Source organism: Leucobacter tardus (assembly GCF_017583045.1).
Lineage (GTDB): Bacteria > Actinomycetota > Actinomycetes > Actinomycetales > Microbacteriaceae > Leucobacter > Leucobacter tardus.
The window spans coordinates 238043-249542 of sequence record NZ_JAGFBF010000004.1 but is presented as its reverse complement, the minus strand read 5'-3'; the positions used below and the strand labels follow the sequence as shown (position 1 = coordinate 249542).

Annotated in this window: 10 protein-coding genes; 3 read left to right on the top strand and 7 right to left on the bottom strand. The window is 69.4% G+C overall.

Annotation, left to right across the window (positions count from 1 at the left end; translation table 11 throughout):
• Positions 1-104 precede the first annotated feature (104 nt).
• Complete coding sequence (locus J4H85_RS06690) at positions 105-962, top strand: UbiA family prenyltransferase (RefSeq protein WP_208238076.1); 858 nt, start codon at positions 105-107, stop codon at positions 960-962.
• Between the two features lie 10 nt (positions 963-972).
• Here the strand turns inward: J4H85_RS06690 and J4H85_RS06685 are convergent, their stop codons facing one another.
• From J4H85_RS06685 to J4H85_RS06660, 6 genes are all read right to left on the bottom strand, one after another.
• Complete coding sequence (locus J4H85_RS06685) at positions 973-2175, bottom strand: FAD-dependent oxidoreductase (RefSeq protein ID WP_208238074.1); 1203 nt, start codon at positions 2173-2175, stop codon at positions 973-975.
• Positions 2168-2929, bottom strand: coding sequence for a methyltransferase domain-containing protein (locus J4H85_RS06680; RefSeq protein WP_208238072.1), 762 nt, complete (start codon positions 2927-2929; stop codon positions 2168-2170). Before J4H85_RS06680 ends, J4H85_RS06685 begins: the two co-directional genes overlap by 8 nt.
• Positions 2926-4071, bottom strand: a complete 1146-nt coding sequence (locus tag J4H85_RS06675; protein WP_208238070.1) for a type III polyketide synthase — start codon at positions 4069-4071, stop codon at positions 2926-2928. The genes J4H85_RS06680 and J4H85_RS06675 overlap by 4 nt, the downstream gene beginning before the upstream one ends.
• Positions 4072-4157: 86 nt before the next feature.
• Positions 4158-4463 (bottom strand): acylphosphatase, encoded by a 306-nt coding sequence (locus J4H85_RS06670; protein ID WP_307863473.1) that lies wholly within the window; start codon positions 4461-4463, stop codon positions 4158-4160.
• 4 nt (positions 4464-4467) lie between these two features.
• Positions 4468-6192, bottom strand: coding sequence for a ubiquinone-dependent pyruvate dehydrogenase (poxB, locus tag J4H85_RS06665; protein ID WP_208238068.1), 1725 nt, complete (start codon positions 6190-6192; stop codon positions 4468-4470).
• 85 nt (positions 6193-6277) lie between these two features.
• Positions 6278-7393, bottom strand: a complete 1116-nt coding sequence (locus J4H85_RS06660; protein WP_208238067.1) for a magnesium and cobalt transport protein CorA — start codon at positions 7391-7393, stop codon at positions 6278-6280.
• 79 nt (positions 7394-7472) lie between these two features.
• On the opposite strand from J4H85_RS06660, the gene J4H85_RS06655 reads away from it, so the two are divergent.
• The gene (locus J4H85_RS06655) at positions 7473-8132 is read left to right on the top strand and encodes an SGNH/GDSL hydrolase family protein (RefSeq protein WP_208238065.1); all 660 of its coding nucleotides are present in this window, start codon (positions 7473-7475) and stop codon (positions 8130-8132) included.
• 112 nt (positions 8133-8244) lie between these two features.
• Positions 8245-10572 carry a putative bifunctional diguanylate cyclase/phosphodiesterase gene (locus tag J4H85_RS06650; protein ID WP_208238063.1) on the top strand — a complete coding sequence of 776 codons (2328 nt, stop codon included), beginning with the start codon at positions 8245-8247 and terminating at the stop codon, positions 10570-10572.
• A gap of 40 nt (positions 10573-10612) precedes the next feature.
• Here the strand turns inward: J4H85_RS06650 and J4H85_RS06645 are convergent, their stop codons facing one another.
• Positions 10613-11464 (bottom strand): hypothetical protein, encoded by an 852-nt coding sequence (locus J4H85_RS06645; protein ID WP_307863472.1) that lies wholly within the window; start codon positions 11462-11464, stop codon positions 10613-10615.
• Positions 11465-11500 lie beyond the last annotated feature (36 nt).

Sequence of the window (11500 nt, the reverse complement as noted above, 5' to 3'; positions counted from 1 at the left end):
CATATGCGCGGCCGTTCCGCCAGTATCCGAGGGACGGGCGGGTTCCCGACCGCCGCACTGCACTAGCCTGGAGCGCAGAGCACCGGACCGCGGAAGGGGGTGCGATGACCGCACGCACGCCGTTCGCCGCGCTCGCCGCACTCTGGCGATCCACGCATCCGGGTCCGACCCTGGTCGTCACGGCGCTCGTGGCGCTGCTCGGCGCGGCCGCCGCCCTCTCCGTCGCCGGCATCGCCCTGCTCACCTGCGCCGTGTTCCTCGGCCAGGTCTCCGTCGGCCTCTCGAACGACGCGATCGATGTGCGCCGTGATCGCCTGAGCGGCCGCACCGACAAACCGCTCGTGCACGACGGGTCGCTCGTGCGGTCGGCGTGGATCGGGGCCGTCGTCTCACTCGTCTCAGCGCTCGCGCTGTCATTTCCGCTCGGAGCGTGGATGATGACGGCCCACGCGATCTTCCTCGCATCGGCGTGGGGGTACAACGTCGGACTGAAGAGCACGCCGATCTCGGTCGTCCCCTTCGTCGTCAGCTTCGGCCTCTTCCCCTCGCTCGTCACGCTGGCCGAGACCGACCCGGTGTTCGCGCCACCGTGGGCGACCTTCGCCGGTGCCGCGTTCGGGGTCGCGGTGCACTTCACGAATGCGGTCCCCGACCTGGATGACGATGCCCGCACGGGTGTCCGCGGACTCCCACACCGTCTCGGTGCACAGACGTCGCTCCTCATCGCGTTCGCCACGGTCGCGATCGCCGCGGTCGTGGTTGTGACCGGCAGCGCGATCGATGCGGCCCGCGCTCCGACGCCGTGGCCGATCGCTGTCACCCTCGTGATCGTCGGCCTGAGCGTGTGGGGCGGCCGGAACGCTGCCGTGGGGGTGCGCACGCGACTCTCCTTCAGGCTCGTCATGGCGGCAGCGATCCTGCTCGCGGTGCAGCTCGCGCTCACCGGGTTGGGAGCGCGCTGATGCAGGGTCGTCAGCCGCGCAGTCGCCCGTCAGGGTCGAACCGCATCGTGTAGGCGGAGGCGAGCAGCCGCTCAGCCGGCGAGTGCAGCGTCCCTGACAGCACAGCGGAGCGCGCACGATCGCCCCATTCCCCCCGCGCCCGGCCGACACGGGTGTTCGCTGCCGCCAGACGACCGGACACGACGGCGGCTCGGCGGCGTCGACGGTCCCACCGATCGAGCGCGTCGTCGAGATGCGCCACCGCATCGGTGAGCCTGCGCTCGGGGCCGCAGAGCGCGCGAGCGAGCGTCACAGCATCGAGGATCCCGAGGTTCATCCCTTGCCCGCCGATCGGACTCACCTCGTGCGCCGCATCGCCGATGACGGCGACCCGTCCCCTGCACATGCGCGGAACGAGGACGCGTCGCACCCCGAACCCGGTCGCTGCGCCGATGGCGGACGCGGCGGCGGGTGAACCGGTGCGCAGCGCGACCGCGTGTCGCAGTCGCTCCCCCAGCCGCGCGCCGTCGTCCGCTGCTCCGGACGCCGTGCGCGGCACCCCACGATCCCACGCCACAAACCGTCGTCGGCCGCCAGGGAGCGGGAACGACTCGAGCACCCCCTCGGGGTGCAGATGGATGACCGCGGTGTCGCCGTCGGCACCGCGGTCGGGCACATCGGCCATGAGGTAGCGGTCCGGGTACTCGTGACGGCGCGCGGCAGCGCGCAGGCCCGTGAGGTCGGCACCGCGTGCGCCTGTCGCGACCACGACGAAGCGCGCATACTCCTCCCGCAGCCCTCCCGCGGCATCGTGCACGTCGACCGCACACCGGTCGTCCGCGGTCCGCACGGCACGCACTTCGGCATTCCACACGACTTCGGATCCGCCGAGCGCGGCGATCCGGTCGGCCAGGACGGCTTCGGTCCGTTGCTGCGGCACCGTCGCCACGAACGGATAGGCGCCGCCGAGTCGTGCGAACCGCACGGCTCCGAGCACGCGCCCCCGGCCTCGGGCTTCTCCCCGCCGCACCTGCCGCGCCTCCGCGGCGATGGCATCCCCCGCACCGCTCGGAGCGAGCGCCAGCAGCGCCGAGGGGTGCACACCCACGGCACGACTCGATGCACCGGGTCCCACAGCGGCGTCGAGCACGCGAGCGGTGGCTCCGAGGCGAGCGGCTTCGAGTGCGCAGGCGAGCCCGACCGGGCCGGCACCGATGACGATCAGGTCAATCACGACCGGACCCGTCCCGGCCGCGCTGCGATGACCGACCAGGGGCCGATCCCGCCTCGTACACTGCGAGGAGTCGGAACGGTCGACTGGGTCGCACCCGCCATCCGCGCGGCACGACCTCCGCGAGCTCGCCCGCGCGGTAGGAGCGTCGGATCGAGCGCAGTCCGTCGACGCGCAGGAAGGTTCCCCGCGCGAACGGGATCGCGAGCAGCGCGTACAGCATGTAGGCGAGACGTCCACGCCTGATGTCGGAGTGGATCACGACACGAGAGGCGAGCGACGCGGTCGCCGCGAGGAACGAGCGACGCTGCGGACCGGTCAGGTGGTGGAGCACGTGATTCGAGATGACGAGGTCGAAGGTCTCCCCCGACGCGGGCATCGCCGTGGCGAGTTCCTCCGCGTGGACGGCCCGGTAGGTGATCCCCGGGCTCTCGATCCGAGTCGCGACGGCGATCGCTCTGGGGTCCGGGTCGATCCCGACCCCCTCGACGTGCAGCCCGTGACGCCGGAGACGCGCGACGACGCCGCGCAGCACGTCGCCTCCCCCGCACCCGACATCGAGCACCCGCACCGTCGCGCCCGTTCGTCGCGCATCGTCGAGTCGCGTGAGCACCTCGCGTCGCACCACCGTGGCCCAGCCTCCGACGAGCTGGTTGATCACGGTGAATCGACGGAGCGTCCGGTCGAGACGCACCGGATCGCAATCGTCCGCATCCATGAGCTCGCGAAGTTCGGTGTCGCGGCGCGCGAGCGTCACGAACGCGGCTCCGCGGGCATTCGGACGCGGAGGGATGCTGATTCGACGGTCAGCCCCGGCCCGAACGCGGCGGCGAGCACGCGCTCTCCGTCAGTCAGGTCCGGCGCACCCAGGACATCGCGCAGCACGAACAGGATCGTCGCCGACGACATGTTGCCGAAGCGCCGGAGGACAGCACGCGACGTCGCCAGCGCGTCATCCGACAAGTCGAGTGCCGACTCCACGCGGTCGAGGATGGAACGACCTCCCGGGTGCACCGCCCATCGCGACGGCGGATCCGCATCGATGTCGTGCCCGGACAGCGCCGCGCGGACCTCGCGCCCGACGATACGGGGCACCTCAGGGGTGAGCGTCATGTCGAATCCGGCATCGGCGATCGTCCAGCGCATATCCGCCTCTCCCTCGCTCGCGATGACGGTCCCGAACGCCCCGATCTCGAGGTACGGGCGGCCGCGGCTCAGTTCCGGATCGGCCGAGACGATCGCGGCGGCGGCGCCGTCCGCGAAGATCGCCGACGACACGAGTTGATCGGGGTGCGTCGACGCCTGGATGTGCAGCGAGCACAGCTCGGCGGACACCACGAGGACCACGGCCGTCGGATCCGCCGTGCAGAACTGGGCGGCCATGCGCAGCGCCGGGATCGCGGCGGCGCACCCCTGGAATCCGAGGTGGTACCGCTGCGCCGTCGGGTCGAGTCCCAGGTCGGTGACGAGACGGAACTCGGGCCCCGGAGCGAAGAAACCGGTGCAGGACACCGTGATGACGTGGGTCACCGCTCCCGGTGCGACACCGGCGGCGGCGAGCGCCTCGGTCGCCGCCGCAGCGAAGAGGTCGGGCGCGGCGGCGGCGTAGCGCGAGTTCCGGGCGGCGGTCGAGGGAACACCGATTCGCCCGGTGTCGCGATCCACGAAGGGGCCGGTGCCTCGGCCGCCGAGCTCGGGCACCACGGTGCGGCGCGAGTCGATCGCCGCCGAGTCGAACACCGCGCGGACAATGCGTGCGGCGCGCCGGTCGTCAGCGGCGTGCGCGACGAACAGGTCGCGCACCCGATCCTGGGTGATGACCGTTTCGGGCACCGCCGTTCCGAGCGCGACGATGCTCGGCTGCGGAGGGGATCCCTCGTCTCGGGCGTCGCGGACCATCTGCCCATCGTATCCGCGTCGGGCCGCGGTCGCGCGGCGCGGTGGGCCCCTTTCACCCGAGCGCGCTCATGGCGTAGGGTGCCGCGTCACCGCACTGCGAACCGTGCTCCGGATTCCGGGCGATCGGACGCGGACAGGGCTGCCGCATCGATGCGCTCACTGTCGATCGCGTCGACGCGCGCGCCCCGCGGGCCCGATCGGCACCAGTCGATCAGGGCCTCCACCTGCGCCGTTTCGCCGACGAACACCGCCTCGACGCTGCCGTCGGCGAGATTCCGCACCCATCCGGAGACGCCGAGCGCCCGCGCCTCGTCACGGCAGCTCGCCCGGAACGACACCCCCTGGACACGTCCCGTCACCCGCACGCGGCGCATGAGCTCTCCGGCAGTCACCGCGTTACAGAATCTGTCGCAGGTTGGTCTTCGCCAGGTCGACGACCTCGTCGCCCCGCCCGGAGAGCACGGTCCGGAGGGCGTACAGCGTGAACCCCTTCATCTGCTCGGCCGTGATCGACGGCGGCATCGATAGTTCCTGACGGTCGGTGACCACCTCGATCAGCGCCGGACCGTCGTGGGCGAACGTGTCGCGCAGCGCCTCCTCCAGGTCGGCGGACTGGGTGACTCGGACGCCCCTGATGCCAACTGCCTCGGCCAGCGCCGCGAAGTTCGGGTTCGTCAGTCCGGTGCCGGAGTTCACGAATCCCGCGGCTTTCATCTCCAGCTCCACGAAGTTCAGCGACGAGTTGTTGAAGACCACGATCTTCACCGGCAGGGGGGCGTTCTGTTCGAGGGTGAGCAGCTCGCCGAGCATCATGGCGAGCCCACCGTCTCCGGCGAGCGCCACGACCTGCCGGGTGCGCTCGGTGGCCTGCACGCCGATCGCCTGAGGCAGGGCGTTCGCCATCGAACCATGGCTGAACGAGCCGATCAGGCGCCGACGCCCGTTCATCGTCAGATAGCGAGCCGCCCAGACCACCGGTGACCCCACGTCGGGAATGAACACCGCGTCTTCCGCGGCGATCTCGTCGATGAGCCGCGCCACGTACTGGGGATGGATCGGCTTGCCCGCGCCGGACGGCGTGGCCAGATCGTCGAGGCGACGCCGTGTCTTCGCGTAGTGATCGAGGGAGCTCTCGAGGTGCGCGCGGCTCCGTCGCGGCTGCAGGAGCGGAAGCAGGGCTTCCGCAGTGTCGGCGACGTCCCCGACGAGACCGATGTCCAGCGGCGTGCGTCGTCCGAGATTCTCGCCGCGCAGATCGACCTGGATCTTCACAGCGTGTTCGGGATAGAACTGCGGGTACGGGAAGTCGGTCCCGAGCATGAGCACGGCATCGGACGACTCCATCGCCCGATACCCCGACGCGAAACCGAGGAGGCCCGTCATGCCGACGTCGAACGGGTTGTCGTGCTCGATCCACTCCTTGCCGCGCAGCGCGTGCACCACGGGGGCGGCCAGTGCGTCGGCGAGCGCCACGACCTCATCGTGCGCCTCGGCGACGCCGGCGCCCGCGAGGATCGTCACCCGCTCGGCGGTGTTCAACAGCGCGGCCGCCCTGGCGAGATCGGCAGCGGCGGGGATGACCCTGGGGTGATTGTCCGTGAGCGTGGACACCGTCGTATCGACGGCATCGGCGAGCGCGACGTCCCCCGGAATCACGACGACCGCGACCCCGCGCTTCTCGATCGCGGTCTGCATGGCGATCCGCAGCACCCGGGGCATCTGCTCCGCCGTCGACACGTGCTCGGCGTAGACCGAGCAATCGCGGAAGAGCTCGGTCGGCTTCGTCTCCTGGAAGTAGTTCGAGCCGATCTCGTCGCTCGGAATCTGCGCCGCGATGGCGAGCACCGGCACCCGGGATCGCTGCGCGTCGAAGAGGCCGTTGATGAGATGCAGGTTGCCAGGTCCGCAACTGCCCGCGCACACCGCGAGCGATCCCGTGATCGCCGCCTCCCCGGACGCCGCGAACGCCGCGGCCTCCTCGTGCCGCACGTGCACCCAGTCGATCGGCGACGTGCGCAGCGCGTCGGTGAACCCGTTCAGGGAATCACCGGGGATTCCGTAGACCCGTTCCACTCCGTTGGCGGCGAGGGTGTCGACGATGTTCTGTGCAACGGTGACCATTGATGCGCTCCCGAATTTCACTCGTTGATGCGGGTCTGACCTGACACCCCCATCTTCCTCTCGTCGCGGGCACGGTTCAACCGGCTCACATCCACTTGCGCCACTTGAACAGCCCGAAGAGCAGACCGGCGAACCCGACCATGAGCCCGACCGCCATCGGGTAGCCGAACCCCCAGTGCAATTCGGGCATGACATCGAAGTTCATGCCGTACACCGCGGCGATGAGCGTCGGGGCGAAGAGCACTGCCGCCCATCCCGAGATCTTCTTCATGTCTTCGTTCTGGCGCTGCGCCACCAACGTCGCGTTGACGCTCAGGATCTGCGCGAGCGCCTCCCGGTACTCGGACGCGCGCGCACTCACGCGCTCGAGGTGATCGGACACGTCGCCGAGATACGTGCGGAGCTCGTCGGGAACGTCGTACTTGCCGAACCCCCGGTTCAGGGAACGGACGACCTCGGAGAGCGACGACGTGGCGTGCTGCAGGTCGATGACCTCTTGACTGAGCCGGTAGATGCGCTCGGCGACGCCGTCGTCGCCACTGAACACCTGGCGCTCGACCTGCTCCTTGTCGGTGCCGAGACCCTGCAGCACCGGCACGTACCCGTCGACGATCGCGTCGAGCAGGCGATAGACGACGGCCTCGGGACCGAGCCGCAGCAGCTCCGCGTCGGCGAGCAGTGTGCGCTCACGACGGTCTGCGCCCTCCGACGCGAACGCACTGAGATCGGACCCGGGCATGCCGTCGATCCATCTGCCGTCCGGGCACAGCACCGCGACCGCTCCGGGCCGGACGAGCAGATGGAACTCCGCGAAGTCCACATCCTCGCGCTCATCGATGTACCAGGCCGAACGCACCACGATGAACAGGACATCGCCGTAGCGCTCGAGCTTCGGGCGCTGCCCGGCATGCAACAGATCGTCGACGAGGATCGGATGCAGATCCCACGCGTCGGCGAGCTCCCGGACATCCGGTTCTGTCGGCGACGGATACAGCAGCATCGCCATCCGGTCCGTCTGAGCCTCGACGAACGCCACCGTCTCGGCGACGGTGACGTCCGCGGGCGCTCCTGACACCTCGCCGTCGCGCACGTAGCGCGTGAGTCGATCCGTCGCGACCGGTGCGAGGAGGCGCCGCGCCGCGGCACGCTTCCGGCTCGTCTCGCGTCTACGGACCGGCGCGCGGTCGCGGGACGGATTCATCTGTGCCTCCTCAGGCAACTCGGAGCGGGTGCGGCCGTCACAGTGTACGCCCGACGCGCCGTCCCCTACGCTGGGTAGCATGGAACGACGCAGACGCGCCGCGCCCAAGTTCGCCGGAGTGCTCCTCGCCGGTATGGCGCTCGCGGCGAGCGCCTGCGCCGGTCCACCGCCACCGAGCGCACCTCCCCACCGGGACGAGCCGGACTCTGACGCGGTCCGCATGGCGGCGGTCGGCGACTCGATCACGGACGGCGACAGCCGGGACCTGAACGGCGGCATCCCCGGTCCGCTCTCGTGGGTGAGCTACGCCGAGAGTCGCGACATCGAGTTCGTCGGCGGATGGGCGGAGTGGGGGGCGACGACCGATCGCATGGCATCCGCGATCCCCGGTCCGTTCGACGCCGACGTGCTGGTCGTGCTCGCCGGGACCAACGACGTCTCTGCACGGTCCCACCGCGAGATCGGCGCAAGTCTGCGCGACATCGTGCACACCGCGGCGATCGACCGGGTCATCCTCTCGTCGGTGCCGCCGAACGATTTCGCCCGGGCGGAGACGGTGCGACTGAATGCGTACCTGCGCACGTTCAGCGAGGAACAGGGGTGGGAGTGGGTCGATGCCGCCGCAGCACTGCGCGACGGCGACGGGTTCGAGCCCGAGATGACCTCTGATGGCGTGCACCCGACTGCAGCCGGAGCGCGGGTGATCGGCGAGGCGATCGGGGTGGCGGTGGCCGAATGAGACTGGCCGACGCAGTACCGCTCGGATCGAGACAGCTCATGCCATAATGAACACCTCTCAGGAACGAGATCCGCGCGATGCCGCGGATCTCCCCACCAGCGGAAGAGGCATCGTGGTCAGACGCGACCGAGCGACGAGGCGGGGCGTGATCTTCGGCTCCGCCTGCATCCTCCTCGCCATCGCGACCATCGCATACGCCGTCATCGGGCTCGTCTCCGCCCCGCCGGAGTCGTGGACGCTCGTACTCACGGTGATCGGCAGCGTCGTCATCTGCGCGCCGATGCAGGTGCGGGTCGGCCCATCCCCCGGCTTTCCGCTGGTCGGCGTCGCGGTCGTTCTCCTCGCGATCCCTCACCCCGACGTCTCGCCGTTCGTCGTCGTCGGCGTGTGGGCCATCGGCATCGTCCTGGCGCAGTGCTTCGTCCGCCGCAACGTCTGGCATGCTCTGCGATTCGCCGGGCTCGGGTCGCTCTCGGGCCTCGCCTTCGTCTCGGTGATGACCGTGACGCCCGACGGCACGTGGTGGCTGCTCCCCGAACTCCTGCTCGCCACCTGCGCCTACTACACGGTGTTCCTCTGCGGAGAGTTCGTCCGGTACCGGCTCGACGCACCGTTCCACGGCGACGGCTGGCGATTCAGCTTGAGCCCGTCGCGCGTCGCTCGTGTCGTCATCGCCGTTACCCTCGCGGCGACCGCGATGAACGTGTGCAACGAATACGTGATCCCCTGGCTCGAACGCGATCCCGATGCCGACCGCACACCGCTCATCGTGCTGCTCGCGGCGGCCACCTGCCACATGCTCGCCAGGCGCAGCGCCTACACCGATGTCGAGTACCGACTGAGCGCCGTGGTCGATGCCGCGGTCGAACTGCCGCTCGAATCGGGTGCATCGCTGGCCGCAGCGCTCCGCGCCCGCGCCAAGTCGATCGTCGACGCGCTCGACGTCGATATTCTGGACCGCGGACCTCAAGGCGCGGAGATCGGAGCCCCCGTGTTTCTCGGCGGCGACGCCGAACGGTACCTCATCGCCGCCCGAAAGATCGGCGGCGCCTCCTTCACGCGCGACGACGAGCGCGCGCTCTCGACGCTCGCGCACGTCGCCAGCGAGACCGCACGCATCCAGTACCAGGTGGATGCCCTCGAACACCGCGCGAACAGCGACCCCCTCACGGGACTCCCGAACTACGGTGCGTTCCAGCGCGCGCTGGAGGAGGCCAACGAGCACCGCCCCTATCGCGAAGCCATCGCACTCCTCTTCATCGACCTCGACAACTTCAAGAAGCTGAACGACAACTTCGGTCACCGAGCCGGCGACGAGATTCTGCGCGCGATCGCCGAACGTCTGCGCCGTACCGCCGGGGGTGGCGACTTCGTCTCCCGCGTCGGCGGGGACGAGTTCGTCGTCGTCCTGACCGACCTCGACACGCTCGATCAGGCCAAGCTGAACGCCGACCGCATCGTCGACGCGCTGAGCGAGCGCCTCACCATCGAGGGGAAGCAGCTGCGACCCGTGGTGAGCGCTGGGCTCGCGTTCTCGAGTCATCGCGAGATCAACGCGCAGACCCTGGTCGAAGACGCCGATCGCGCCATGCTGCAGGTGAAGCGGTCGCGTCATGACGCCGGCCTCCACCACGGCAGCAGCGTCGGACTCTCGACGCATCGCTCGACCCGGACCAACGAGATCGTCGCGCGAGCGATCGAGAACGACCGACTCTCGCTCGCCTTTCAACCCATCGTCGACCTCACGAGCGGTGAGATCTGGGCGTTCGAGGCCCTCGTGCGCTACGTCGATCCCGAACTCGGCCCCATCTCACCTCCCTCGCTCGTGTCGCGCGCGAAGAGCCTCGGCCTCATGAACGAGCTCACACGGCAGGTCGTGCGGAACGCGCTCGAGGCGGCGGAGTCCTTCCGCGCGCTCGCACCGAGTATCCGCTGCATCACTGTGAACCTCGAGCTCGGACAGATCAGCGAACGCGAATTGGGACCCTTCGTGCGCGAGGCCGCGGGCGCGCACCCCGACCTCTCCCTCTGCATCGAGCTCAACGAGCGCTCCCTGCGGTCGGCGACGGATCAACTCCGTCGCGATGCGGAGGCACTCCAGTCCGCCGGCATCATCATCGCGCTCGACGACTACGGCTCGGACGACTCTGTGGTGGGATCGCTCGTCCACTTCCCGATGAATATCCTGAAGATCGACAAGAGCCTGATCAGCAATCTCGACGACGCGCGGCAACGGGAGGTCGTCAAGGCGTTGCAGGGTTTCAGCGACAATCTCTCGTACACCATGGTCGTCGAGGGCATCGAAACCGCCGCGATGGTCGAGGTCATGCGCGAACTCGGCACCGCGAGCGCACAGGGATACTACTTCGGCCGGCCCGTCTCCTTCGCTCTCACCCGCGATCGGCTGCAGCGGCACGGAACCCGGGCCGTCATCGACTGAGCGCCGAGATTCATCCGGCCCCGCTGAGCCTCGTGACGCGTTACCGTTCGGATTCGGCCGAGGCGTGCGGTGAGACGTCGACGCCCGAGCTCAACCGGCCGATCGCCTCTTCAGGGACGAACGCAGGGTCGGGCTCGATGAACGCGTCCACGACTCCGACGAACGCGAGCGAGGCGATGGACCACTCCTCGCTCCCCTCGCCGACCGGAAAATCGAACCGGGCCTCGACGAGCGTCGGAACCGTGGTCCGCACGATGCCGAGCCCCTCGATCACCGACGCCGCGGCGACGACGAACGGCTGATAGTCCCCGCGATACACCGGCTTCAATCGATAGCCGACCGTCGGGAGCACGTTTCGGTAGAAGCTCTCCATCGTCTCGGCGAACGCGAGCTCGCTGGCGCGCAGCGCATCGAGAATACGCGTGCGCACCGCCTCATCCGGCCACGACATGATGGTGGTCGACAGCGCGGCGTACGTGCGCCACTTGCTCGACGCCGTCACGACATCGAAGTTGTATTCCGCCGCAGTCCGGATCACATCGATCAACACCCGGCGCCGGCCTTCGGCCGAACGAAGATCCTCGGTTCGCGCGCTGAGATACTGCCAGGTCGTCAGCAGCGTCTCCGTGTTCGCACGGTCGATGCGAGCCTGATCCGCGAGTTCGCAGAACACGTCGGCGAGGAAGAGCTCGGTCGATGGCCACAGCTGGGCGAACTGCCGCTGCGAGAGACCGGCGTCAGCAGCGAGCTGCTGCACCACTCCCTCGCTCGCCCCGAGCGTGAGACCGACGGACTCGACATGGTCGATGGCCCGCTGCACCATCTGCGTCCGGGCGTCGTCTCCCCGCGCTCGGGATCCCCGACTGTTCCCTCGCCAAGTGTCTTCGGGCACCATCGCTCCTCTCGGGACTGCGTGATCGCTTCATCG

Coding starts and splice junctions, on each gene's coding strand:
- J4H85_RS06690 (WP_208238076.1), top strand. CDS start 105: ATGACCGCACGCACGCCGTTCGCCGCGCTCGCCGCACTCTGGCGATCC.
- J4H85_RS06675 (WP_208238070.1), bottom strand. CDS start 4,071: ATGGTCCGCGACGCCCGAGACGAGGGATCCCCTCCGCAGCCGAGCATC.
- poxB (WP_208238068.1), bottom strand. CDS start 6,192: ATGGTCACCGTTGCACAGAACATCGTCGACACCCTCGCCGCCAACGGA.
- J4H85_RS06660 (WP_208238067.1), bottom strand. CDS start 7,393: ATGAATCCGTCCCGCGACCGCGCGCCGGTCCGTAGACGCGAGACGAGC.
- J4H85_RS06655 (WP_208238065.1), top strand. CDS start 7,473: ATGGAACGACGCAGACGCGCCGCGCCCAAGTTCGCCGGAGTGCTCCTC.